This window comes from Paenibacillus sp. JDR-2 (assembly GCF_000023585.1).
Classification (GTDB): domain Bacteria; phylum Bacillota; class Bacilli; order Paenibacillales; family Paenibacillaceae; genus Pristimantibacillus.
This window is the reverse complement of the sequence record NC_012914.1, coordinates 1,800,371-1,826,954: the sequence shown is the minus strand read 5'-3', so window position 1 is coordinate 1,826,954 and position 26,584 is coordinate 1,800,371. Positions and strand designations below refer to the sequence as shown.

General features: G+C 51.8%; 21 protein-coding genes. 5 read left to right on the top strand and 16 right to left on the bottom strand.

Annotated elements, in window-relative coordinates:
• Positions 1–93: 93 nt before the first annotated feature.
• Positions 94–477 (bottom strand): VOC family protein, encoded by a 384-nt coding sequence (locus PJDR2_RS07930; protein WP_015843147.1) that lies wholly within the window; start codon positions 475–477, stop codon positions 94–96.
• A 79-nt stretch (positions 478–556) separates the two neighbouring features.
• Positions 557–1,024, bottom strand: coding sequence for a transcriptional regulator NrdR (gene nrdR / locus PJDR2_RS07925; protein WP_015843146.1), 468 nt, complete (start codon positions 1,022–1,024; stop codon positions 557–559).
• A gap of 117 nt (positions 1,025–1,141) precedes the next feature.
• Between nrdR and PJDR2_RS07920 the strand changes: the two genes are divergently transcribed.
• A complete protein-coding gene (locus PJDR2_RS07920; RefSeq protein ID WP_015843145.1) occupies positions 1,142–1,351 on the top strand; it encodes an alpha/beta-type small acid-soluble spore protein in 210 nt (69 codons plus the stop codon).
• 82 nt (positions 1,352–1,433) lie between these two features.
• Here PJDR2_RS07920 and PJDR2_RS07915 read toward each other — a convergent pair whose 3' ends face one another.
• The 13 genes from PJDR2_RS07915 to PJDR2_RS07855 form a co-directional block, all read right to left on the bottom strand.
• Complete coding sequence (locus tag PJDR2_RS07915) at positions 1,434–2,000, bottom strand: lytic transglycosylase domain-containing protein (protein ID WP_015843144.1); 567 nt, start codon at positions 1,998–2,000, stop codon at positions 1,434–1,436.
• Positions 1,997–2,593, bottom strand: coding sequence for a dephospho-CoA kinase (gene coaE / locus PJDR2_RS07910; protein WP_015843143.1), 597 nt, complete (start codon positions 2,591–2,593; stop codon positions 1,997–1,999). The genes PJDR2_RS07915 and coaE overlap by 4 nt, the downstream gene beginning before the upstream one ends.
• A 44-nt stretch (positions 2,594–2,637) precedes the next feature.
• Positions 2,638–3,342, bottom strand: a complete 705-nt coding sequence (ytaF, locus tag PJDR2_RS07905) for a sporulation membrane protein YtaF (RefSeq protein ID WP_015843142.1) — start codon at positions 3,340–3,342, stop codon at positions 2,638–2,640.
• A gap of 113 nt (positions 3,343–3,455) precedes the next feature.
• Positions 3,456–4,319, bottom strand: a complete 864-nt coding sequence (gene mutM / locus PJDR2_RS07900; protein ID WP_015843141.1) for a DNA-formamidopyrimidine glycosylase — start codon at positions 4,317–4,319, stop codon at positions 3,456–3,458.
• Positions 4,320–4,416: 97 nt separating this feature from the next.
• On the bottom strand, positions 4,417–7,089 hold the full coding sequence (gene polA, locus PJDR2_RS07895; RefSeq protein ID WP_015843140.1) for a DNA polymerase I: 2,673 nt from the start codon (positions 7,087–7,089) through the stop codon (positions 4,417–4,419).
• 130 nt (positions 7,090–7,219) lie between these two features.
• Positions 7,220–9,115, bottom strand: a complete 1,896-nt coding sequence (locus PJDR2_RS07890; protein WP_015843139.1) for an S-layer homology domain-containing protein — start codon at positions 9,113–9,115, stop codon at positions 7,220–7,222.
• Positions 9,116–9,273: 158 nt separating this feature from the next.
• Positions 9,274–9,945: a phosphate signaling complex protein PhoU gene (gene phoU / locus PJDR2_RS07885; RefSeq protein ID WP_041614094.1), complete on the bottom strand. Its 672-nt coding sequence runs from the start codon at positions 9,943–9,945 to the stop codon at positions 9,274–9,276.
• 22 nt (positions 9,946–9,967) lie between these two features.
• Positions 9,968–10,741 carry a phosphate ABC transporter ATP-binding protein PstB gene (pstB, locus tag PJDR2_RS07880; RefSeq protein WP_015843137.1) on the bottom strand — a complete coding sequence of 258 codons (774 nt, stop codon included), beginning with the start codon at positions 10,739–10,741 and terminating at the stop codon, positions 9,968–9,970.
• 207 nt (positions 10,742–10,948) lie between these two features.
• On the bottom strand, positions 10,949–12,088 hold the full coding sequence (locus PJDR2_RS07875; protein ID WP_015843136.1) for a methyl-accepting chemotaxis protein: 1,140 nt from the start codon (positions 12,086–12,088) through the stop codon (positions 10,949–10,951).
• Between the two features lie 192 nt (positions 12,089–12,280).
• Entirely contained in the window at positions 12,281–14,476 is a 2,196-nt protein-coding gene (locus PJDR2_RS07870; RefSeq protein ID WP_015843135.1) for a hypothetical protein, read from the bottom strand.
• 445 nt (positions 14,477–14,921) lie between these two features.
• Positions 14,922–15,461 carry a Gmad2 immunoglobulin-like domain-containing protein gene (locus PJDR2_RS31805; RefSeq protein WP_190276182.1) on the bottom strand — a complete coding sequence of 180 codons (540 nt, stop codon included), beginning with the start codon at positions 15,459–15,461 and terminating at the stop codon, positions 14,922–14,924.
• 223 nt (positions 15,462–15,684) lie between these two features.
• On the bottom strand, positions 15,685–16,944 hold the full coding sequence (gene tyrS / locus PJDR2_RS07860) for a tyrosine--tRNA ligase (protein ID WP_015843132.1): 1,260 nt from the start codon (positions 16,942–16,944) through the stop codon (positions 15,685–15,687).
• A gap of 358 nt (positions 16,945–17,302) precedes the next feature.
• Positions 17,303–19,378: a beta-galactosidase gene (locus PJDR2_RS07855; RefSeq protein ID WP_015843131.1), complete on the bottom strand. Its 2,076-nt coding sequence runs from the start codon at positions 19,376–19,378 to the stop codon at positions 17,303–17,305.
• A 126-nt stretch (positions 19,379–19,504) separates the two neighbouring features.
• Between PJDR2_RS07855 and PJDR2_RS07850 the strand changes: the two genes are divergently transcribed.
• From PJDR2_RS07850 to PJDR2_RS07835, 4 genes are all read left to right on the top strand, one after another.
• Entirely contained in the window at positions 19,505–20,332 is an 828-nt protein-coding gene (locus tag PJDR2_RS07850) for an AraC family transcriptional regulator (protein WP_015843130.1), read from the top strand.
• 98 nt (positions 20,333–20,430) lie between these two features.
• The gene (locus PJDR2_RS07845) at positions 20,431–21,612 is read left to right on the top strand and encodes a M20 family metallopeptidase (protein ID WP_015843129.1); all 1,182 of its coding nucleotides are present in this window, start codon (positions 20,431–20,433) and stop codon (positions 21,610–21,612) included.
• Between the two features lie 192 nt (positions 21,613–21,804).
• A complete protein-coding gene (locus PJDR2_RS07840; protein WP_015843128.1) occupies positions 21,805–23,499 on the top strand; it encodes a M3 family oligoendopeptidase in 1,695 nt (564 codons plus the stop codon).
• A 14-nt stretch (positions 23,500–23,513) separates the two neighbouring features.
• Positions 23,514–24,386: a GNAT family N-acetyltransferase gene (locus PJDR2_RS07835; protein WP_015843127.1), complete on the top strand. Its 873-nt coding sequence runs from the start codon at positions 23,514–23,516 to the stop codon at positions 24,384–24,386.
• Positions 24,387–24,849: 463 nt separating this feature from the next.
• Here PJDR2_RS07835 and PJDR2_RS07830 read toward each other — a convergent pair whose 3' ends face one another.
• On the bottom strand, positions 24,850–26,469 hold the full coding sequence (locus tag PJDR2_RS07830; RefSeq protein ID WP_015843126.1) for a glycoside hydrolase family 9 protein: 1,620 nt from the start codon (positions 26,467–26,469) through the stop codon (positions 24,850–24,852).
• Between the last annotated feature and the right edge of the window lie 115 nt (positions 26,470–26,584).

The following is a 26,584-nucleotide window of genomic DNA, read 5'->3' as shown; positions in this document are numbered from 1 at the left end:
TCTATCGCCTCCTGCTCCGAGTATCTCTCTATTCATTATAGAGAACGACCAAGCGAGCCCGCGCGGTAGAAATTAAAGATGTTATAGCAGAAATTATGTATAATTGGATACTTCCACGAGATTAAAATCCGGATCGCGAAAGTACACCGATACTATTGTTCCAACTGCCCCTGTACGGGCGACCGGCCCTTCTTCGACCGGCACATTGCAAGCTGCCAAATGTCGGATGACCTCATCCATCGATGTCTTCGTAACGAGACAGAAATCCGCAGAGCCCGGACGCGGGTTCCTTGCCTTTGGTTCAAATTCTTTACCCGCTTCATGCAGGTTGAACTTCTGCTGGCCGAATAGCAGCGCTTTCCGGTTATCGCCAAAGACGATGACCTCCATATTCAGCACCTTTTCGTAAAAAGCAGCTGTCTTCTCAATATCAGCCACAGTCAACACAAGATGATCCAATGCTTCAATCTTTACCATTTCCCCACTCCTGACTTGTATAGATGATTAGATGCAAAAATAGTCCTTCCCACAAAGGGAGGACTATTCACGTGCAGAATTAATTGTTCATTGGATGTTTGGATAACAAGCTGTTCAGTTCCTTCATGAACATGTCGATGTCCTTGAACTGTCTGTACACGGATGCAAAGCGCACATAAGCCACTTCGTCAACCGGGTACAGCTGGCTCATCACGATCTCGCCGATCTCGCGGCTTTCGACTTCCGCGAGCGCTGTTGTCCGGAGCTCCTTCTCCACTTCGGAGACGATGACCTCGAGTCGTTCAACCGAGACGGGACGCTTCTCGCATGCACGGATCAGACCGCGCAAAATCTTGTCGCGGCTGAACTCTTCCCGGCTGCCGTCTTTCTTAATAACAATAAGCGGTGTTTCCTCAATCATCTCGAAGGTCGTAAAACGGCGGCTGCATTTTTCGCATTCACGCCGTCTGCGGATGGACTTGTTCTCGTTAGCTGGCCTAGAATCAAGCACTTTCGTACCGGCAAAATCGCAGTAAGGGCATTTCATTTTTTTCACTCCTTCCGAATCCTGTTTTTATCTTTTAGGAAATTTCCAATCGTTACCTGAATGAAGTTGCGAATTCCGCACATAATACATTTACCAACCGCAAGGAGGTGAACATCAATGAGCAATAACAGCAACCAAGTACTTGTACCGCAAGCTACTGCAGCACTGGACCAAATGAAATATGAGGTCGCTCAAGAGCTGGGCATTGCGTTGTCGCAAGACGGTTACTACGGCAACCTGCTTACTAAAGACGCAGGCTACATCGGGGGTAACATTACTCGCCGCCTAGTGCAAATTGCCGAACAATCCCTTGCTGGCCGCCAATAATGATTTCATCAGTCATGTATAACAGATGCTTTGGCTGTTCCGTCCTGAAGCGACGGACAGCCAAGGCTTCTTCTTGTCCAAGTTAAATAACAGGATAAAGATCTTTGTACTTATTATAATAATAAATAACGCGTTGTACATAGTGACGTGTTTCCCCATACGGAATTTGATCCGTTGTGTCCAGCTTGCCATCCCATTTGCCCGTATCCAGCCACTTTTTCACATTGCCGGGACCGGCATTGTAAGCCGCAATTACGGCTACCGTATTCTGCTTGAACTGTTTATGCAAGGACTGCAAATACCATGCCCCTACTTCAATACTGACATCCGGGCGGTTCTGCAGCATATCTCTTGTGACATTGTTGAAATCTGCCTGCTTCACGATCCAGTCAGCCGTATCGGGCATGATCTGCATGAGGCCAAGCGCCCCTTTTTTGGAGACTTGTCCGGTCGAATAATTCGTTTCCGTCCGGATAATTGCCGCAATCAGATGCGGGTCAACACCATAATTTGACGCGCTTGCGCGTATGTCTTCCTTATATTGAATCGGATACATCATCCGGGCAAGCCAATTGGAATTAAGAAATAAGACGCCAATGAAGCCAATGAGCAGAATTAGCAGCACTCTTTTTCGAACTAACCACTTCATGGCAAACCCTTGCTCTTCCAAAAATCGTCTACCTGCCGCCTAGTCTCGTCAAGTGAGCCGCTATTATCAATAACCCATTCCGCATGGCTTCTCTTCTGCTCAATGTCCATTTGAAGTCCAATGCGTCTCTGTGCTTCATCTTCTGCTAGTCCGTTCCGTTCCATTAGCCTTTTTAACTGTAGCGTCCGGGGAACATACACGACCATTACCCCATCGTACAGCTTTTCTTGACCCGTCTCATACAAAAGAGGAATATCCGCAACGACCAATTGCCGGGGGTTCAGCTCTTCATACTGTCTGATCCGCTGCTGCATACGGTTGCGTATTGCCGGATGCAGGATATTCTCAAGCTGCGCCAGCAACTCTCGGTTGTTGAACACGATGCCGCCAAGCGCCTTCCTGTCCAATGTTCCATCCGTATGTATAACAGCTTGTCCAAACGCGGAGGCGACCGCCTCTAAAGCCGGTTCGCCGGGCATAACAACTTCTCTCGCAACCTGATCAGCATCGACCAGCATCGCACCGCGTTCTACCAGCATGGCAGCCACGGTGCTTTTGCCGGTAGCGATTCCGCCGGTTAAACCGATCTTCATTAGCTTTCACCCCGTTCGAGTAAATCCTGCGTGTTGCTCGTAATTTATAACAGCTTTAATATGCCGATTATGATTAATAAAATGCCCGGAAGCACCGATATCGCCCGCATGCCCTTCCAGTTTGAGAACCGGAAGCCAAACCGCATCCCGCCAAGCAGGAATAAAGCACTGGCTGCAGCAATCATAATAGGTGTTAATAAAGGAGATAATCCGATCATAGCCGCTCCGATTCCGGCGCCAAATGCGTCAAACGACAAGGCTACGCCAAGCATTAACGCTTCGGTTGCGGAGATCGTACCCGACTTATCCACGTCGGCGGCTTGCGGAGTCCGCAATATTTGTATAACCAATCCCAAGCGCTTCAATTCAACGATCACGACAAGAACCGGATGCGTGCGGTCAATCTGCTCCTGATCGGACCCCGCCGAATGATCCGCATCACCTTCAGCCTGGCCCTCGGCAGCTCCCGCTTCCCGGCCGCTCCGCCGAAGCTGCAGCAGCGCCCATGTGCCAATGCCCACAAGTACAACGGCTCCAATCAGCTTAGCCACAAAAGGCGACAAATACCCCGTAATCCATGAACCCACTATCATCGATAGGAAAATGACCAAACCTGAGCAACAAGCGATAATGACAACCGACAAGAGCGGTATTCTTATTCGCCGCAATCCGTATGTCACGCCTACTCCGAAGCCGTCCACGCTGACGGCAAAAGCAAGCACCAGCAAAGAAGCAAAATGCGCGAACAACCCGCAGCCCTCCCCGCATACCGGATGTCTCTAGCTGCGCCGACGCGCTTATCTAGACATCCGCCTATTGTTCGTAACAACAATAGCATATGCGGGGAAATCGTTACGGTGCATTAAACCTGCGGGACAGCCTTTTTGCGTGCCTTTGGCAAAGGCTGGCAGCTCGCGCAGGTATGCGTTCCTCTTCCGCCTACAACCGATTTCTCGATTAATCTGCCGCAGCTTGCGCAAGGCTCGTCTTTCCTCCCGTACACCAGCAGCTGGTGCTGGAACATCCCCATTTCGCCTTGTCCGTTTACGTAGGATTTAATGGAAGAGCCTCCTGCCGCTACAGCCTTCGCAAGCGTCGATACAATGGCCTCATGCAGACGGATCCATTCCGCTTTCTTCAAGGAATCCGCTGTCCGCTCCGGATGAATGCCCGCTAAGAATAAAGCCTCATCCACATAAATATTGCCAAGCCCCACGACATATTCCTGATTTAACAGAAGCGGCTTGATTAAACCTGTTTTTTTCCCAAGCAATCCTTTCAAGGCATCCGCTGTAAAAGCCTCATTCTCCAGCGGCTCGAGGCCAAGCTTGCTTAGCGGCTTCATCTCGAATTCCGTCCCCGGCTCGAACAGATGCATGGTGCCGAATTGACGTACATCCTTATATCTCAGATCCGTTCCGTCATCGAAGTGGAACAGGACATGCGTATGAAGCTCGACAGGCTCGTCGCTTGGAAATACGCCGTAGCGTCCTTCCATCCGAAGATGGGAGACCAGCACAAGACCGTCCATGACTACTCTCAAAAACTTTCCGCGGCGCTCAACCGTTTGGATCGTCCGTCCGGCAAGCGCCATTTCGAACGCCTCCGGTTCAGCCGGGCGTTGTATGATACGCGGCAGCTTCACTTCTACCGAAGCAATTCGCTTGCCTGCGACTAATTCAATTAATGTTCTTCTTACCGTTTCTACCTCTGGCAATTCGGGCATTATTATTCACCTCAAACCCATTATACCTGATTCGGATGGGCTGCGGGACGGGATTAGTTGACAATCCCGTTGCTTAGGCGAAACTTTCGCCATCTCCTTACTTCGCCTCGTACCAGTTAACCCCGTAGTTGACATCCGCCTTCAGAGGAACATCGAGAGTCAGCGCCCCGGCCATGGTGCTTGGCACAAGCTCCTTCATGAGCTCAAGCTCCTCTTCCGGAACTTCGAATACCAATTCGTCATGTACCTGCAGCAGCATACGGCTCTTCAGCCCGCGCTCGCGGAGCGTCTCATTCATGCGCACCATCGCCAGCTTAATAATATCGGCTGCCGTGCCCTGGATTGGCGTATTCATCGCCGTACGCTCTGCGAAGGAGCGCAGATTGAAGTTGGAGGCTTTAATATCCGGCAGGTAACGGCGGCGTTCCAGCAAGGTTGTCACAAATCCATCGCGACGGGCTTGCATAACAATATCGTCCATATACTTGCGTACGCCCTGGAACACCTCGAAATACTGCTCAATAAATTTCGCGGCTTCCTTACGGGTAATATTCAAGTTCTGGGATAAACCAAAGTCGCTGATGCCGTATACGATACCGAAGTTAACCGCCTTCGCCGAGCGGCGCATATTCGAATCCACTTGATCAGCCGATACGCCAAATACGTCCATCGCTGTTTTCGTGTGAATATCCATATCGTGAATAAAAGCTTCCTTGAGCCGCTCATCGCCGGAAATATGAGCGAGAACGCGCAGCTCGATCTGAGAGTAGTCCGCCGCAAGGATGTACCAGCCCGGTTCGGACGGGACAAACGCCTTGCGGATCTGCCGTCCTTCCTCAAGCCGGATCGGGATGTTCTGCAGATTCGGGAACTGGCTGCTGAGACGACCGGTTGCCGCAATCGTCTGGCGGTAATAGGTATGAATTTTACCCGTTTCCGGGCGGACCTCTTTCAGGAGACCTTCAATATACGTTGACTGCAGCTTGGACAAAGTACGGTAATGCAGAATCAACGGAACGATCTCATGATAGGGAGCCAGCTTTTCCAAAACTTCCGCATCTGTCGAATAGCCGGTCTTCGTCTTCTTCTGAACGGGAAGTCCCAGCTTTTCAAACAACACCTCGCCAAGCTGCTTAGGAGAGCCGATATTGAACTCCATTTCAGCCAAGCGGTAAATTTCGCTCACGGCTGCCGACAGCTTGGTCTCCAGCTCGCTGCCAAGACGCTCCAGCTCAGCCTTTTCCACCTTGATCCCTTGGCGTTCCATACCGGCCAATATAACAGACAACGGCTGTTCCAGCTCGAAATACAGCTCGTTCATGCCCCGCTTCTCGAGATCGGCACGCATCAGAGAAGTAAGCTTGCGGACGGCGTCCGCCTTCGCGGACAGATGACGATGCAACGTTTCGTTATCCGGCACTTTGAATTTGGCGCCTTTACCGTACACCGCTTCGTCATGAGGCACCGAAGACTGGCCATAACGGTCGCATAACGCATTTAGCGTCAGGTTCGTATCGGTCGGATCGAGCAGATAAGCGGCTAACTGCACGTCAAAAGCTGCACCGTGCCACTCAATTCCTCTCCATCCAAGCGCCAGCTCTATTTTATGCGTATCAAATCCGTTTTTAGGCTTGTCCGCATCCTCCAGCCATTTCCGCAGCTCCGCCGTGAACGGTTGTTGCAGCGCCGCTACAGGCACTACATACGCCGTATCGCCTACTGCTGCAGCAAGTCCCAACACTTCCGCCTGATGAGGATTCTCGCCGATTGCTTCCACGTATAAGCCATGCTCCGTGCCCTGCAATGCAGACAGCATGTCCTTCAGCGCTTCACCGTCATTATCGGATTCAATAACCACGATGTTAAGCTCTACTGCGGGAGCTGCCGACTCGTTGCTCCCCGCACCTGCTCCGTTGAGATCCAGCCGCTCGATAAGCGACTTGAATTCCAGCTTGCGGAACGCATCCGCAAGCGTTGCCGGCTGGTAGCCTTCGTAACGGATATCCTCCGCGCTATGCTCAAGCGGCACCTCGCGGAAAATCGTGGCCAGCTTTTTGCTCATGATCGCATCGTCTTTATGCGTCTCGACCTTTTCTTTCATTTTGCCTTTGAGGCTTTCCGTATTCGCCAGGACTTCCTCGACCGTGCCGAACTCATGCAGCATCTTCAGCGCCGTCTTCTCGCCTACGCCCGGAATACCCGGAATATTATCCGATGCGTCGCCCATCAATCCCTTCAGGTCGATGATCTGCATCGGCTTCAGCCCGTACTTCTCGTCAATGGCAGCCGGGGAGAAGTGCTCAACCTCGCTGATCCCTTTGCGTGTAATCGCAATCGTAACGTTATCGGAAGCGAGCTGCAGCATATCCTTGTCGCCCGTTACCACCAGCGTCTCAACCTTCTGCTCATCGGCCAGACGCGTCAGCGTTCCGATAATATCGTCGGCTTCGTAACCGGACAACTCGAATTGCGAAATGCCAAATGCCTTCAGCAAATCCTTCATTACCGGGAATTGCTCGGACAACTCCGACGGCGTTTTCGCGCGGCCGCCTTTATATTCTGTATAGCCTTCATGGCGGAACACCACTTTACCCGCGTCAAATGCAACCAGCACATGGGTCGGCTTCTCGTCTTCCAGCAATTTAAGCAGCATAGTCGTAAATCCAAATACCGCGTTTGTATGTAAACCTGCTGAATTCGTAAGCGGCGGCATCGCATAAAAGGCACGGTTTGCGATACTATTGCCATCAATTAATATCCACTTGTCCATTCCGACACCTCACCTCATTGTTCTACCCTCTATCATACCATATTTATGAAGCAATCTCCTTGCCGGCGGCCGGGCAACAATAAAACCGCCAGGGCATCCGCCCCGGCGGTTCACACTTCAACTAATCGGTTTATTTCGTAAACGTCAGGATCGACAACAGTCTGTACAGCATAGCCACGCTTTCGGCGCGGGTAGCTTCACCTGCGGGGTCAAACTCGTTGCCCGGTTTGCCGTTTACAATACCAAAGCCTGCAAGCTGGCTGATCGCTTCAGCTGCCCATGCCGGAATATCGCTTTGGTCAGTAAATGTTTCAGAGCCGGCAGCATCGCCTTTGTACCCTGCGAACGCCAGACCGCGAGACAGAATGACTGCCATTTCCTCGCGCGAAATCGTCTGATCCGGTCTAAACTCGCCATTTTCATAGCCATTGATAAGACCGGCCCCAGTTGCAGCAGCTACAACGGATGCAAACCAATCCTCCGCCTGAACATCGCCAAAATTGCTGTTTCCTGCCGCAGCCGGTGTAGCAAGACCAAACAGGCGAACGACCAGCGCCGTGAATTCGGCACGTGTAATGGAACGGTTCGGATCAAATGTTCCATCGCCTACTCCGTCAACAATCAGGAGGCTCGCGAGCGCATCAATTTCTTTTTTCGCCCAATGGGTCTGCGCGTCGGCAAACGATTTGTCTGTCTGCACGATCAGGAAGGTCCCATCGGTACGGCTCATCACGGAAACTTCGGAACCGCTGAGCGTAAACGGCACTGGCGTGTAGACGGGATTGCCTTTTGCATCGGTATCGACGCGGACAACCGCTACATGTCCGGCAGCCGGCTGGCTGCCAAGCTTAACCGTATGTTTGATGTAATGGCCAAGATCGTTAAGAACCATCTCTTGACCATCCTTTTTCACAGCTTTGAGCTTAAAGCTAGCTGAACCCAGAACATCAAGACCTGTCTTTTCTGCAGAATCGGCTGCCGTCTGGTCTTTTGCTACCTCGAGCTTCAACTGCAAGTCGGTCAACGAAAGACCAAGTAAACCGGCGAGCTTGCTCCAGTCGTATTGACCCGGATTAAAGCTATACGAGCCCGACTGCGATTCAAAGACGATTGTCTCTACTTTGTTCTGAGCGAGGAACTTCGCAAGTTCTGCCGCGCTGATAGCAAAGCTTGTACCCGGTACCTTCACCGTAATCGTGGAAGAGGTCGCATTGTTCAAGGCTTCCTCAAGCGGGCTTGAAGATTCAGACGCGCCACCGCCACCTCCTCCGCCTACAGGTGGAGTTACGACGGTCTCATCCTTTTTCGTAACCGTTAACGTGTAGGTCTCGGTTACAGTTCCATCCGGAGAAGTGACTTTAATAGTGAATACAGTGGTCTTGTCGGGGATACCATAGAAAACTTTTATTGGCTCTTCCGGATCCTGGACACCCCCCGCGATAGTTAATTGGGAATCCTCATCAGTCGGAATAATGCTCATCCAAAGCTGCTTTGTATTGCTTTCCACCTCGACAGAGTAGTTTTTTTCATCAGGATTTAGAACCGGCGACTTATCTACATCGTTCGTATTATCATACACGCCCAATCGCTTCAGTGAAGCATCCTTCTGATTGGTGCGTTTAACAATAATCTGGTATGACGCGCTTTTATCGCCTTGATCAACATGCACATGAACGATATAAGTTTTGCTATCCGGGGTAGCAAGCGTTACACTACCGCCTGTCTGTGATACAGCACCTGAGTAAGTGATTACCGCACCTTCCAATAAAGGCGTTGCTTCAAATGATAACTGAGTTACGGACGTGTCTACTACCAAGTCATAATTCCACTGCCACGAATCAAATTCAGGCGTAAGCAAATATTCATGATTGTCCTGGTCTTTAACGGTTAGATTCGTCAATCCATGTTCTGCATTGCCTGCAGCCTGCGCTGTTGGAATTCCTATACCGGACAATAATCCTACAGCCAACAAAACAATCAGAAGCATGCTTATCCATTTCTTTTGTTTGTCTAAAAAATTTAACATAACCCACTCCCCCAAACTAAATTGTAAAATCTCTCAAAATTTATAATAACTTTAATAAATATAACGATCTGAATCCTCCGTTGGCAAGGATATTTATGGAAGCAACGCAAAAAGCCCGTTACCCGAGTCACTCGGATAACAGGCTTCTTTTTAACCTCTTAAATGCTATGCTGAGTATTCAAATCAGGACGCTTGTTCGTTACGAGGTACACGACGCTTTCGCCTATGTTGGTTGCATGGTCGCCAATCCGCTCGATATTGCGGGCTACGAAGTTCAGAACCGTCGCCTGCGAGATGTTACGCGGGTTCTCCATCATAAGCGACAGCAGCTCGCGAGAGATTTGTGCGCATAGCGCATCCACCTGATCGTCCTCCGTCGCCAGCTTGTAAGCCAGATCCACGTTTTCCTGCACAAAAGATTGAATCGACTCGTACGTCATCGTCTGTACGATTTCCGCCATACGCGGCAGGTCAATCAAAGGCTTGATAAGCGGCTGGCCTTCGAGACGGATAACAAACTTCGCAATGTTTACGCAAAGGTCGCCCATTCTCTCCAGATCCGATGCAATCTTGAACGCGGCCAGAATCCGGCGAAGGTCCTTCGCAACCGGTTGCTGCGTCGCAATCAATTTAGAGCCAAGATCGGTAATCTTGTCCTCTAGATTATTCAAATGCTGATCATTGTTAATAATTGCTCTTGCCTTTTCCGTATCCGTGCCGCTCAGCGCCTTCATCGAATCAACAAGCGCTTCCTCCACGAATGTTCCCATTTCAACCAGCAGATTATGAAGCTGCTCCAAGCCATGGTCAAACTCTTTTCTTGTAGTCATCATTGTACACTTCCCCCTTGTGTTAGCCGAAACGTCCGCTAATGTAATCTTCCGTGCGCTGGTCGCTAGGATTGGAGAACAGCTTCTCCGTTTCCGAGAACTCCACAACCTCGCCGTTCAAGAAAAATACCGTTTGATTCGAAACACGAGCCGCTTGATGCATGTTATGCGTAACCATAACAATCGTATAACGGTCTTTCAGCTCTTGCGCCAATTCTTCAATCTTCAGCGTGGAGATCGGGTCAAGCGCCGAAGTCGCCTCGTCCATGAGCAGAACATCCGGATTAACGGCAATTGCCCGCGCAATACAAAGACGTTGCTGCTGACCGCCGGAGAGGCTAAGGGCGGAGCGCTTCAAATAATCCTTCACTTCATCCCACAGTACAGCCGACTTCAGACTTGTCTCGACAATCTCGTCCAGCTGCTTCTTGTTCGTAATGCCATGGAGACGCGGACCGTAGGCTACGTTGTCGTAGATGGATTTCGGAAAAGGATTCGGCTGCTGGAACACCATGCCAACCTTCTTGCGAAGCGTCTCGACATCTACATCGTTAGAGTAGATTTCCGTTCCGCCAATCGCGATGCCGCCTTCGATTCTTGTGCCCGGGATCATGTCGTTCATCCGGTTAAGCGTCCGGAGCAGCGTCGATTTGCCGCAGCCGGAAGGTCCGATAAAAGCGGTGATCGCTTTCTCAGGAATCGTGAGCGATACATCCTTCAAAGCATGGAAAGCTCCGTAATACAAATTCAGTTTGTTAATGTTAATTAAGGGTTGCGTCTGCAATAAAGTTTGCATGATCGTTCTCCTCCGTATATACATGGATAATGAACGGCAGCCCCAGATGAACGAATTTCATACTGAGGCTTGGCCATTCATTTCGAATCATAACCGTGAGTATAATGGGTAACCTATTGGATAATCGTAAATCACGTTTTTTTGCTCTGACGTATCTATCCTACTAGCCGTTTGTAAATCGGGTATTGTTGTTTTGTAAATTCCGTGTTAAAAATAGGACCCCAGAAGCTTATCGATCTCCTTGGAGACATGTACCGTCTGCTGATAAGCCTGTTCTGACAGCTTGCCAATCTGCTCCGAGCTGTTTTTGCTGTTCGCCGATGCCTGGAACAGGTGACTGAACACGCTGCCTGCTTCTTGAACGCATGATTCGCTGACTACAGCTTCTTCCCGGCCTTCGCGCGCAAGCGAAGCGGTCTGTTCAATCGCCGCAACAATTGTCTTCGTCAGCGTTGTAATCGCCTCGGCGGAACGCTTCGTTTCGTTGGCCAGCTTCATCACTTCACCGGCTACTACCGCAAAACCTCTTCCATGCTCGCCTGCGCGCGCCGCTTCAATAGAAGCGTTAATGGCAAGCAGGTTACTCTGCTCGGCCAGCTCTTTGATCAGCTTGGAGACATGGCTGATGGAGCCCGCTTCAGCCTGCAGCTCATTCATCCGCTGCTCCTGCTGCATCGAATTCGCGGCAAGCTTGCCGAAGGCTGCGGTCACCTTGTCCAACTGATTTTTGCCGCTTAGCGTCAGGTCCACCATATCCGCGGAAATCTGCTTTCCTTGCAATGCCGATTGACGCACCGAGCTTACGGCCTCATCGATCTCTTTCACCCGGCCGCCAACGCTGTTGATTGTCTTCACCTGTCCGTCCACCGCTTCCTGCTGAAGCTGTCTGGACATCCGAAGAAGATCCGATACGGTCAATATCCCAATAATCCGTTCTTCTCTGGTTACAATTACGCAGTTATATAAAACGCTGTCGTCGCGTTTTAGAGCATTATCGATTAATTGCTGCGGGGAATACGATTGATCTACGATTAACGGGGATGGGTCCATCAGTTCCGATATCGGCTTTTCATAATACAGATCTACGCCAAACCTCTGACTGAGCCGCATAAAAAATTGATTGCGCATCATAAGACCAACCGGCTTGTCCTTTTCGATCCCCTCACCGGCTATAACTGCGCATTCACTGTCCGGATATTGCTTGAATAACGCAATGGTATCTTTGCAGGAACAGGAGGCTGCAATAACCGGCGCCTTGCGGATATACTCCAGCAGGCGGGTTGAGATTGGGGCAGCAGCTTCAACTTGTCTCTCTTGCGGTTGACGATCCAATACAGCAATGGTCATAGTCTCTCACCTTTCTCTGTATGAACTCCTTTAGCACTACTATAGGGCTTAAGCATCAATTCCATTTCATAGAAATGTTTTCGCAGCGTAAAAAGTTGCCGAAAAATACCGGATTATTGTCGAAGCTAGCCGCATAGGCCAAAATAAAAAAACGGCGCATCTATGCGCCGTTTTTTGTTTAAACTTCCCTATTTAGTTCCAGGCCGCTTCCACCAATACGCCTTCCGGCTTGCCCGAGTGACGGATGAGCAGAGTTCCCGAGGCTTCATCGTATACATGATCCGCCGCAATTCCATCCACCGTTACTTCCTTAGGAGCCGAAGCGGCTAATAAACGGGTGCTGACCGTCATATCCGACGGGCTCTCCGAACGGAACGAAATCGCCTTCGCATCCGCCGTTTCGTCTTCGATACGCGAAGAGCTGACCAGAACCTTGGCCGATTTGCCGTCGCCGGCTGGCCCCGCAGCATCCAAATCGTATAGCAAGCAATTGTCACCCGGCTTTAGTTCCACGTTACGGACAATCGGGAGGTCATCCTCAAACAGATCAATATAATTCCCTTCGATTGCACTGCCATCGGTAACCTCGGACTCATCCAGAGCTTGCGCAATGACATAAGGTCCGCGCTTGATGCGGAGGATCCCGCTTTCCCGGTAAGCATCCGCTTCGCCCCTGAGCTTCAGCGCCAGCTGCACGCTGCTCCGGACGGAATCCGCGCCTTCGCTTGTACGCGACAGAGCGGCCGGATGAACGCGTCGCACAAGGACAAATCCGTCTCCGCAAGCATACTCGCCATCCTCTTGATTGGCCGCTAACCCCAGCGTTTCGAACAGATGCTGGTCCGGACGCTCGTAAGAGCGGCGGCTTCCTTCCCGGTTCCACCATTCGCGTACATCGTGGAAATCATCCGATCCGTCCCCAACGTAGATAAGCACGCCGCCGTCTCGGACCCATCCCGCAATAGCTTGGTGCAAGCCCGCATGCTCAGGCTTCATGAACTCATAGCTGAGCAGCAATACTTTGTAGTCATCCAAGTATCCCGGGAAGGTCAGCGCGTTATCCAGCTGTACCGGACGCAGCGGAACACCATGCTTCACAAGCGGCAGCGCCAGCCCGTAAAAGGCCGAGAAATCGAGCAGCTCACGTTGTTCCGGTGACAGCATATCCGAGGTTGTCACGCCGCCTTCTTTTTTGCCTGCCGAGATTTCCGGCTCTTCCGGCAGAACATCGCCACGCTGGTACATGGCCGAATTGGACAAAAGCAACCCGATCCCGCTTGTATAGACGTCAGTCTGCTCTTCCTCGTGATGATGAAGATCCCGGAGTACGTTCATCACCGTAAGCAGAACGGTTTTGTAGCTCGCCGGTATCCCTTCCTTACCTTGACCGTCCTCCGTCGGATAGCCGCGTGTGAATACCCTCCACGGCCAAGGACAGACCTCAAACTTCGATACGCCTGGATGAAGCAGGGAAGCGACAACCGTCGCACGGTAGTTATAACGGTAATCGCTCCAGCTATAGCGGGGATTATCCTCGATCGGATCGTGGAGGAACCACATGTCCCTTCCCGTACCGCGGGTCAGCTCCTGCATGACGCCGTATTCCAGGAACGCCGTCTCGAAGGTACGCTCCCGCCGGACACCCCGGTATACGTTCGGCGTTCTTGCCGTACCCGTCCAGATCTGAGCGATAAATCCGTCGCAGGACGGCATCGACACAAGCAGCGCCTCCGGGCTGATAATGCGCCATTGCGTGTAGTTAATCAAGCTATGAGTAGGAACATAGAACCGAACTTGGCGGTTATACGTAACAAGCGCGTATTCCTTCATCTGCGCGCAGAGCCGGTCAAGCGCACGGTAGTACAGATACGCCTTCAGCTTAGAAGCACGGTATTGAGCGTCCGGCGATAAGTGAGGAGCCGTCCACGGCTCCCCGTAATAAGTCAGCCACTCGCGCTTGAACGCCTCGGAATACCCCGATGCCGCCCAGTATTCCGGTTCCTCCAGATGGATCGCTTCGACGCCGCAGTCAATCGCCTTCTTGATATAAGTCGCCAAATATTCGGAGAAAGCGATTGTCGGGTCCATATACGGCACGTCTTTCCCATGCTGAATGTAGTTGCCGAACCGGTCCATCTGGGCTTCGTCCCAGTGATTTCTTCCGTCGAATTTCTCGTACAAATAATCCTGGTACTCGCCCCACGAGACGCCGGTCATGAGATGAATCGTATAGCCGGCTTTCCTCCAGCCCTCGATTCGCTCCTCCAGCTTATCCGACAACCCGTACACCATGACAAAATCCGTTCTAAGATCATACTTCGGGCCGTAAGGACGAGATTCCTGAAATCCCGTCCACTCGGCACGTTCATGCTGTTTCCCCACTCGCATGATGCCTCCTTTGCAGCCGAACCTTAGTTCGGCCTGTCGTCTTCATTTGATTGTGAAGGTCATTAAGATGATTCGGAAAATCAGAAAGTACAAGAAGTAGTTCTTGCCACACATATTAATATAAATATTAGATATAATCAATATTTCATTATTAGACCGATAGTGAATGATTCGACATAAAATGTCACGATTTTAAGATAAATTCGTCAAATTTCGAACCATTTCGCGGATTTTCTCTTCTTTTTGACCCATTTATTATATTTAATATTATTAAATTATGTTCTTATTTTATTTTTCTCTATTAGCCGGCCAAAAGATAGGACGGAAGAATCAATTTTCGAGAGCAGCAGCAAAAAACCGCAAGCCAAAGCGCATAATGCGCTTTAACTTGCGGCTTTATTGGCAAGACTGCTTTTAAAACAGCCAGCTCATTCACGGGAGAGTGCTAGAACGTTTCCAAAGGGATGCTTAACACATTGATTTGCGATCCGTCCTTCGCGCTGTTTTCGAAAAGCTCGAGCGTTAGCGTCCCGTTAGCAGGCAGCTGATCCGGCGGGATTGTTATCTTCAAAGAGAACGGCGACCAGGCAGGCGCTCCCTCGCCTAACGATTGATGACCTTCGAGCAAATAATCGTGTCCGTCTTCTACCGCGTATTGCATAACCCCCTCGAATACCCTACCCTTTCCGGTCACGGTATAATGACCACCCGAGCCGGTGACCAACACATCGCAGAACGCATTATTGCATGGGGCGATCACGGCTCCCGAGGAAATGACGACCTTGCCCAGCTTGTCATTCCAGGCCACGGAAGCGCCCAGCATATCCCCCATCGCCCGGAGCGGAACGTAAGTGTTGCCTTTGTAGACGAGGGCAGGCAATCCCTGCCCGGTATAGACCGAGCCGTTAACTTCGATTGGGTATGCCGCTTCCGTCAAAGAATAAGCCGTCTTATTCGTAGCCGCCATGGACGGAAAAGCCGTCATGAGCAGACCTCCCATTACTAAGCCAACCATAAAGCCTTTATATCCTCGAAGCATGTCTACACCTCATCTCAAGAATTCGCCCACCTGAACCGCTATATTCCATTCTATGTGGACAAGCATGCCGGACATGCCTATTGCCGCAACGAATCTGATCGACAAAAATAAAAACACCCCTGCCTCCTCCCAAACGGGGTAGAAGCAGGGGGTGCTATTTCAATCAGCCTTAAGCCATCTTCACCAGACTGTATTTCTTCTTGCCCTTACGGATAATGATGAACCGTCCTCCAATCGCATGTTCCGAGGACACCTCAAGCGTAAGGTCGGTTACGCGCTCGCCATTCATGGAGATGGCACCGTTCGTAATATCCTCCCGTGCTTGACGCTTGGAAGGCTCAATGCCGAGATCAACCAGCCAATCAACGATGTTCTTCGCTTCATTCGTCGACTCGAACGTCGGCATTTCCTTGAAGCCCTGCTCGATCTCGTCCGCGCTCAGCGACTTGATATCGCCGCTGAACAACGCAGCCGTAATGCGCAGCGCTTGCTGCAGCAGCTCTTCGCTGTGGACAAAGCGCGTCATCTCTTCGGCAAGCTTCTTCTGAGCTTCGCGTTTATGCGGCTCCGTAGCCACTTTCTCAGCTAAGCCTTCAATCTCTTCCTTCGAGAGGAACGTGAAGTATTTCAAGTATTTAACGACGTCACGGTCGTCCGTGTTAGCCCAGAACTGGTAGAACTCGTACGGTGTTGTCTTTTCCGGATCCAGCCAGATGGCGCCTCCTGCCGTCTTGCCGAACTTCGTTCCGTCAGCCTTCAGCATGAGAGGAATCGTAAGGCCAAACGCCTTCGATTCGCTGCCTTCCTTCTTGCGGATCAGGTCAAGGCCGCTCGTAATATTGCCCCATTGGTCGGAGCCCCCGATTTGAAGCTGTACGTCCTCTTCCCGGAACAAATGCAGGAAGTCGAGCGATTGCAAAATTTGGTACGAGAACTCGGTAAACGAAATGCCGCTCTCAAGCCGGCTCGATACGACATCCTTCGCAAGCATCGTATTGATGCTGAAGTTTTTGCCGTAGTCGCGAAGGAACTCGATAACATTGATTTTATGCGTCCAGTCATAGTTGTTGACCATTCGCATATTGTTGTCGCCTTCGGTGAGGAAAAGCTTGCGCAGCTGCGCACCAAGCGCTTCCACATTCGCCTCAATCTGTTCCAGCGTCTGCAAAGAACGCTCGGATGTGCGGCCGCTTGGGTCGCCAATCGTACCGGTCGCTCCTCCGATCAGAATAACCGGACGGTGGCCCGCCAGCTGGAACCGCTTAAGCACCATAAACGGGATCAAGTGGCCGATATGCATGCTGTCTCCCGTCGGGTCAACCCCGCAATAGAGCGAGACAGCCTTCTCGCTTGTCAATTCGCGCAGTCCCTCTGCGTCGGTTTGTTGGTTAATGGCGTCGCGCCATTCCAGTTCGTCAATAATGTTCATCCGTTTGCACTCCTTTTTAATCGTGGTGAAGACAGAAAAAAACGCCCCTATGTCTAAATAGACACAGGGACGATTGTTTACCGTGGTACCACCCAAATTGCATGAAGCCGCCTTGCGCAAGGCTGACCTTCATACCGCTCTAGGCGAGATATCGTTCGCCATAACCGCCCGGCATTACCCGGGATGCTCCAGAGTGTATTTCGCGGGACTTAATGTGTGCCGGGTTCCATCGCCCCCCGGCTTTCTAGAACAGGGATTAAGCCGCTACTGCGCTCTTTCGCCGCATAAGTTATATCAAGTTACAGAAATTATAGAGAATGGCGCAATAAATGTCAATCGCCTTTCGCCCGCAGCAGGCTTACGAGTGGAAGCTTGCTTTTCTTTTCAGAATTCGCACTCCGTTAAGCGGAAGCTCAAGCTCATTGCCCACCTTGCCGCCGGCAAGAACATCCTCGTACTCCTGCTCGTCAAGCTTCACTTGCTGTGCCGACTCGCTGAAATTCAGCACGAATACGTAATCAAACTCGCCGTCTGAACGCAATTGAGCCGTAACGCCTTGCGGAAGCTCCGTCTCAACAACGCGCTTCAGTCCTTCCTGCTCGACCAGCTTCTTGAAGAAATCGGTGAAGAACGGTTCGGTATTGCGGGAAGCGACATAATACGCTTTGCCTTCGCCAAGCTGATTCACCGTCAGTGCCGGGCGGCCTGCGTAGAAGTCATCGCCGTATACCGCCAAAGCTTCCGCGCCTTCCAGGTGAATCAGGTCGCAGAGTTCAATTGCATCATAGGAGCCAACAAGCCCCAGCTTGTTGCCTTCCGACATCACAACGCTGTTCTTTTCCCCGTCATACAGGGAGTCGATCTCTTCGGACCAGATGCCAAGCGTCTTGCGGAGCGGTCCAGGGAAGCCTTCCAGGAAGCAAAGATCGCTTTCGTTAACGATACCCGACCAGTAAGTCGCAACAAACGTACCGCCATTTTTCACAAACTCCTCAATCCGCTCGCCAACGCCCGGGCGAACCATATACAGCATTGGCGCAATCAGCAGTTTGTAAGAATCAAAGCAGCATTCCGAATCAATAATGTCCACAGGCACGCCCATATCCCATAGAGGACGGTAGTGACGTTTCAACGTTTCTTCGTAATGAATGCCGCCGTTGCGCGGTCCTTGCGAGTCCTTCACCGCCCAGCGATTCTCCCAGTCATTGATAAGAGCGACCTCAGGCTTAACGGAAGAACCAACAACCTCCTGCAGCTTCTCAAGCGCCTGACCGACATCCGTAACATCCTTGAAGACGCGGGTATTCTCATGGCCGACATGGTCTACGACGGCACCGTGCAGCTTCTCGCTGGAGCCGCGGCTTTTGCGCCATTGGAAATATTGAACCGTATCCGAACCGTGGGCAACCGCCTGCAAGGAAGCCAGCAGATGCATACCCGGCTTCTTCAGCTTGCTGATCGGCTGCCAGTTCGTCATGCTTGGCGTGCTCTCCATCAGCATAAACGGCTTGCCGCCTTTGAGCGAACGGAATACGTCATGGTTGAAGCCGATCCACGCCGCAAGCTCGCTTTGATCCTTCGCGTCATGCCAGGTCGGATAAGCATCCCAGGAGATAACGTCGAGAAGCTCGGAAAATTTCCAGTAGTTCAGCGGCTCAAAGTCCAGCATGAAGTTGGTTGTAATCGGCAGCTCCGGATTAATCCCGCGAAGCGGCTCCATTTCGTTGCGGCAGAAATCTACCGTTTGATCGGTGACGAATCTTCTCCAGTCCACGTTCATGCCGTGTACGGCCTTTTCCCCGCGGTAGGTTGGCGTATCGATCTGGCTGAAGCTTGTATATTTGTGAGCCCAGAAGGTTGTCCACCAAGCATGGTTCAACGCTTCAATCGTACCGTAGCGCTTCTCCAGCCAGTTCTGGAAAGCTTCTCTACAGTAGTTGCAGTGGCATTCGCCGCTGTATTCGTTGGAGATATGCCAGCCGATTACAGCCGGATGCTGCGAATAACGCTCTGCCAGCTTGCCGTTCATCTCCTTCACCTTCGCGCGGTATACCGGCGAGGAGAAGCAATGGTTATGGCGCGCGCCATGCATATTCCGGATTCCGTTCTCCTCTACGCGGAGAACCTCCGGGTATTTCTCCGACATCCAAGCCGGTCTTGCGCCGCTTGGCGTGGCAAGCAAGGCATAAATGCCGTTGGCCGCGAAACGGTCAATCAGCTGGTCCATCCATTCAAACGTATATACGCCTTCTTCAGGCTCATAAGCTGCCCACGAGAAAATGCCGACAGACATCACGTTGCTGCTCGACAGCTTCATCAGGCGAATATCTTCTTCCAGAACATGAGGATAATCAAGCCATTGGTCAGGGTTATAATCCGCTCCATGGAGCATTTGCGGGAATTTCGGGCTGATTGGCGGGAACTTCAAGGTCATGGGTGTTAACCTCCATACAAGTATATTGTCTATTACGATATTAATATTGTAATACGCTTTCAGATCCAATAAAATCACATTATATTCACATCACTTTAAATATATGAAACTGGAAGTGGCTCCATTATGGATAAATTGGTATTTCCTATTCTGGCCGATTCCGACCGTAAGCTCCCCATCTACGTGGACATTATCGGGCACTGGAATAACCAGGAGACGATCGACCGGCAGCAGGGCTTTCCGCATTATCAATGGCTTCAGTCCACCGGCGGCGAAGGCGTGCTTTGGATCGGTGACGAGAAATATACCGTAAAGCCCGGGCAGGGCTTCTGTTTATTCCCCGGCGTTCCCCACCGTTATTACGCGGTCCGGGATCCCTGGGATGTTTATTTCATCAGCTTTGGCGGCAGCCTTGCCAAGGACTTGCTTAACCAAGCGGGCATTAAGGAACCCGGTCTGTACTCCGTTACCGACAGCGAAATGATCGTTGCCCATCTTCGAGGCATTTCCGCCATGGCGGAGTCGGGGCTTCCATTTCTCGGCCTTGAATGCTCGAAGCTGTTGTATCTGTTCCTGCTCGATTTGATGAAGGTCGTACAGGTCAGCACCCAATCGGCAGAGCAATATTACATGCGGCTAAATCCGGTCATCCGCTATATCGAGGAGCATATCGACAGCGTCATGACGATTCAGGATTTGTCTTCGCGCATTGGCGTTACCCCGCAATATTTGTGCCGCTTGTTCAAGCAGCTGATGGGCATGCGTCCGATGGAATACGTGAACCGTGAACGGATTAACCGCAGCAAAGAGCTGATGTTTCTCGGCCGGGAGCATAAAATGCAGGAGATTGCGGCGAAAGTAGGTTTCGACAGCGCCAGCTATTTCAGTACCGTCTTCAAGAGAATGGAAGGGATGAGTCCGGAGCAGTTCAAGAAGATGCATGGCTTCCACTAAGCAAGACCGAGCTTCTTCACTAGCAGGCACTAGCAGGCAATGATGCGGCTTATCGGTTATAATGGTGGGGATAAAGTTTGATAGAAGGAGGCTTGTCCATGACAAGCAGCAACAAGCAACTCGTAATTGACATCATTGAATCCCATGCGGAATCATTCAAACAAATCTCGCGAACGATTGGCGCTAATCCGGAGCTGGGCCACCAGGAGTTCAAATCCGCGGCCATGCTGATCGAGGAGCTGGAGAGACAAGGCTTCTCGGTTGAAAAGGGAACGCTTGGCATTCCAACCGCTTTTATCGGAACCTATACGACCGGCAAGCCGGGTCCTACCGTTGCTTTTCTATGCGAATATGACGCCCTGCCGGAAATTGGACATGCTTGCGGTCATCATCTCATCTGCACGATGGGAATTGCGGCAGCTGTTGGGCTAAAGGCCGTCATGGATCAATTTGGCGGAACGATCCGCGTCTACGGCACGCCTGCCGAAGAGACCAAAGGCGCCAAGGTGCCTATGTCCGAAGCCGGGCTGTTCGACGATTGCGACTTCGCCCTGATGGCGCATCCTTATTATACGTTTGAGAAATCCGGCGATTCGCTTGCGCTTGACGCGATCCGGTTCGAATATTTCGGCAAGCCGGCCCATGCGGCGGCAAGCCCTTACGAAGGCGTGAATGCCCTCGACGCGGTTCTGCAGCTGTTCAACAGCATTAACGCTCTGCGCCAGCAGACCCGGAGCGACGCCCGCATTCATGGCATTATCGATAACGGCGGCAAAGCTCCTAACGTCATTCCAGACTACGCTTCCGCCCAGTTTTATGTCCGTTCCGCTTCCCGTGCCTACACGAACGAGCTTGCCGATAAGGTTCGCCGCTGCGCCGAAGGGGCCGCTTTGCAGACCGGCTGCAGGCTGGAGATGAGCAACTACGAGTTTTCCTATGACGAGCTGCTTACGAATGAAGCTTTGTCCGAATGCTTCACCGCCAATCTGTTTGAGCTAGGCGTAAAGCCGGAAGAGATCGAGACCGGGAAGGATCATGGCTCTCTGGATTTGGGCAATGTTTCCGTCCGCTGTCCTGCCATTCATCCTTACGTAAAAATCGTCGAGGAACGTTTCCTTCTCCATACCGTGGAATTCCGTGACGCGGCAATGACGGAGCGTGCGCTCGAGCGGATGATTTTCGCCGCCAAGACGCTGGCTGCGACCGCTTACGACGTGGTTTCCGATCCGGCCCTGCTTGCACGGATTCGCGAGGAATTTGAGCTCAGAACCCGGAAATAAACGCTGTATTCTGAACATACTTTCATGAAAGGCTTCTCTTCGCCTGAGCATTGGTGAAGGAAGCCTTTTTGCTTACGGATGAAGCAGGATTAACCGCTAATCCTAACGAATAGACATTTCAAGACAATCATTCTGCCATCCATTTCCTATTTCCCAAAAAAACATTGATCAAGAGAGGACAGGTGTATCCCCGTGAAATTTAATGAGTATCGTTACGAACGTCCCGAAGTAGCGTCTTTCGAAAAGCAGTTCAAGGAGCTTCTATCCGCCTTTAACGCGGCAAGCCGTTTCGAGGAGCAAGACGCCGCGATGACCGGCCTGAACAAGCTGCGGAGCGAATTTGATACGATGCAGCAAATTGCGAGCATCCGTCATTCGATTGATACCAACGATGAATTTTATAAAGCCGAGCAGGATTTCTTCGACGAGAACGGACCTGTCGTTCAGGAATACATAACGGATTATTACCGGGCGCTTGTGAATTCGGCATACCGCTCGGAGCTTGAAGCCAAATGGGGCCGTCAATTGTTCCAATTGGCCGAACTCTCGCTGAAAACTTTCAGCCCGGAGGTTATCGAGGATCTGCAGCAGGAGAATAAGCTGTCCACCGAATACACGAAGCTTATCGCTTCCGCCAAAATTTTGTTCGACGGCGAAGAACGGACGCTTTCGCAGTTATCGCCGTTCCAGCAATCGACCGACCGCTCCGTCCGCAAACAAGCGTCTGAAGCTTCTTCCGGTTTCATGAGCGGTAATGAAGCTGAATTTGACCGGATTTACGACGAGCTCGTCAAGGTGCGCACCCGCATCGCGAAAAAGCTGGGCTTCAAGAATTTCGTTGAGCTTGGTTATGCCCGCATGAGCCGTACCGACTATACGGCGGAGATGGTGGCGAATTTCCGCAATCAGGTGCTTGAGCATATCGTGCCGGTGGCGAGCAAGCTGAAGGAACGCCAGCGCGAGCGCATCGGCGTCGACCATCTCTACTACTACGACGAGAATCTTGCTTTCCTAACCGGCAATGCGAAGCCAAAAGGCAGCCCGGATTGGATCGTTGAGAACGGAGCACGGATGTACGCGGAGCTGTCGCCGGAAACGGATGAGTTTTTCCGGTTTATGCTGGATAACGGCCTGATGGATCTCGTTGCGAAAAAAGGCAAGCAAGGCGGCGGATATTGCACCTATATCAGCGAATACGGCGCACCGTTTATTTTTTCCAACTTTAACGGTACCTCCGGGGATATCGATGTGCTGACGCACGAAGCCGGCCATGCCTTCCAGGTGTACGAGAGCAGAAGCTTTGCCGTGCCGGAATACGCCTTCCCTACTTATGAAGCCTGCGAGATTCATTCGATGAGCATGGAGTTTTTCACCTGGCCGTGGATGGAGCTGTTCTTCAAAGAAGACGTGGATAAATACCGGTTCCAGCATCTGGCGAGTGCCCTTCTCTTCCTCCCTTACGGTGTAACGGTCGACGAATTCCAGCACTTTGTCTACGAGAATCCGGATGCTACTCCGGCTGAACGGAAGGCTGCATGGCGCGAAATCGAGAAGAAGTATTTGCCTCACCGTGATTATGAGGAGAACAGCTATCTCGAGCATGGTGCTTTCTGGCAGCGTCAGGGGCATATTTTCGGCAGTCCGTTCTACTATATCGATTACACCCTGGCGCAAATTTGTGCCTTTCAGTTCTGGAAAAGAATGCACGAGGACCGTACCTCGGCATGGGCCGATTACCACAAGCTCTGCCAGCAAGGCGGCAGCCTCTCCTTTACCGAGCTCGTTAAGGTGGCCGGCCTGATCTCGCCGTTCGAGGATGGCTGCGTTACTTCCGTCATCGGCAGCATCGACGGCTGGCTGGAAAGCGTTGACGACAAAGCTCTGTAAGGAGACTGCTGCTTATGAATGTGACATTCCAACCTCTCAGCGAGCTTCCGGTCAAGGAAATATCGGAGCTGTGGAATCAGTCCTTCGAAGGTTATTTTGTTCCGGCTGCGCTTCCGCTTGAGCGGTTCGTCGGCCGGGCCGCCTCCGAAGGCCTCTCGCTTGAGTATTCCCTCGCCTGTTATGTCGACGGAGAAGCAGCCGGACTTGTCATGAACGGCTTCCGTGAATATGACGGCCGAAAGCTGGCATGGAACGGCGGAACCGCCATCAAGCCGGCCTTCCGGGGCAAAGGCATCGGCAAGGCTCTTATGCTGAGGAACCTGCAGCTATACGAGGAGTTAAGCGTTGACCAGGCAAATCTCGAGGCGATCTCGCAAAATACGAATGCCATTCGGCTGTATGAAGCAATTGGTTATAAGCAGATCGACCGCCTCCTCATCCAGTCCACGGATCAGCCGATTCCGGATATGGACGACACGTACGAGCATCCATACCAGATTGAGCTTGGCATGGCAGCGGAAGCCGCACGGCTTCCGTTCTACACCCCGGGCGAAGTCTGGCAGGCTGGTCTGCCTAGCCTGAAGGATGGCGAGAGCGTTGCCGTCTTCGACGGCGGAGAAACAGCCGGTTATGCCTTGTACAGGAGGACGTTCAGCCCGGACGGCGACCTGACGGGCATTGTCCTGTACCGGGCTGAAGTCGCTCCGGGACGTACCGACGCCAAGGATGTAATGTTGGCCGCGCTGCAAGAAGTCTGGCAGCCCAGCGAGACTTGCCGGCGCTCGGCCTTTAATATCCGGGCATCCCATGCGGTGCTGGTCGAGCTGCTCGCAGAGATGGGGCTTGTGACCACATTGGAGCAGGTGTTGATGGTGCGAGAGATGTAGCTGGGTATGGTTAAGATCCCTAAGGGACCTTAACCATATCAAGCTGCTCCGTTTACTTCCTGTTAAGGTCCCTTAGGAACCCTAACAGGAAGCACCCCCCTCGTTTTCAACTATTCTAGGCTGTCCGTTCGTGATTAAGGCCCTTTAGGGACCTTAATTAAGAAATACGTTGCCTTAAGATGTAAGTTAAGGTCCCTAAGGGACTTTAACTTACTATAGCGGTTACGCAAAAAGACCCCGACGGGGTCTTTTAACTTGCCATCAGCTGTCTACTAACAATTCAGTAAATAAGACCCCATTAGGGTCTTATTCCGTGTTTGGCCCGCTTCTGCGTGGCACTTTTCAACTACCACAAATGCAATAAGACCCTCAGAGGGTCTTATCATTGCCATTTAGCCCACTGGGCTTATCAATAAGACCCCATCAGGGTCCTATTCCTATCCATGCTCAGCGCTCGGCCCTCCTATACAAAATGACTCAACACAAACACGGCAGGAGAATTCCAGTAGATCGTTACTTCGTTTGTCGAGTAGCTTTCCATCACATCCGCGAAGGAAGCGGCTGGGGCTCTGCCAGCCAGATGCTCCCGGGCATAGTCATCCTGAATGCCAAGGTTTGGACCGCCGGATACAAGCCCCGGAACCGGATCGTCCACGCCGTCGCCTTCCGATGGACGATGATGCGGATGTTTGACCGACCGGCTGCCGAACCCCGTTACATAACTGATGCCCATCACATTCATCCCGAATAGGTAATGGATATGATTCAACGCCAGATCCGCATACGTAACTGTTCCAGCCACGCGATCAGCAATTAGCAGCAGCATCGCATGATTGAGTACCAGCATATTGCTGCCCCATTTGTACTGCTCCGGCTGTAAAGATACGCCGAATCCATCCTTCCGGCTTACATCAGCAAGCCGCTCGGCTCGTTCCAACAGACCGGCCCGAAGCCGTTCTGTAACAGCCAGATCCCCCCGACGTTCCGACAACAGATAGGAGATTGTCCCGTAGCCGCCCATATCGGCCCAGCCAAGTTCGTACTTGTCGAATTCCCGCTCCGCCAACAGGAGAAAAGCCTCGTGATACCGCTCTTCTCCCGTTGTACGATACAGCTCGGCTGCTGCCCAATACCGCTCATCAATGTCCAGCTTATCGCCATATTCACCGGTTACAATCTCCGGCGGATTACGGAAGCCCGGTACTTCCGGATGCCGCTCAAGCCAATCCCATGCCCGCTCGGCGGCAGCTTTGCAACCGGCGGCAAGCCCTGCATCAAAACGCCCGTACACGCGCGCAGCCATCGCCATAATGGCGGCAAAACAACCCGTTGCCGTGGCCGATACCGGAGAAACGTACAGCTCGTCCGTATCGTCCTCCGGCATTGTATCCGGAGCAGGGAAACGCATAGTCGTCAGCTTATGGAACACGCCGCCGGACTCCGCATCCTGCATGCGTTGCATCCATTCCAGCTCATACCGGCATTCATGGAGCACATCCGGCATCACGCCGTCTGATTCAGGCAAAGGCAGCACACGCGCAAACGCATCCGGATAACATTCATAAGCAAGCAGCAAATCCGCAACGGCTTTTGCTCCCGGCCCCACGTATTTGCCATAGTCGCCGGCATCATGCCATCCGCCCCAGGCATCCACATTCCTCGATTCGTCTCCGTATACAATCGCAGGCGTCAGATGGCAAGCATCATGCTTCCACGCTCCCGCGTACGACTCCTCCAGTTTGATTCCGCAGCGGAAATAATAAAACGCTTTCAACAATGCCTGATGAGCAGCCCTATATCCCTCATCTCCGATAGCAAACCAATCCGAGACTTGCCCATGCTCCGTCTCCAGCTTGTAAATCCCGGCTTGCTGCACGCCGGAAAAATCCGCCCTGCTAACTTTCCTGCCGCTGGATCTGTCCCCAGCTGCAGTCCCGGTTTCCCCCTCCAACACCACTTCGCCGGTTTCCTGACTAATCAACCTGAACGTTCCGCCTTCTCCTTCTATAACAGCCGTCTTCCGGTCCATTCTCCGGAACCCAAGCTGGTTAACCGCAATCCTATTCCGCTTCCCCTGTTCCATAAGCAATCCCTCTTTTTCTCAGAAAATCGATATGCCGCTACAGTATAGCTTATCCTCTCGCGAATGGAACTACCGAAACTAAAGAACATCCTGAAGGATCTATACATTCCCCCAT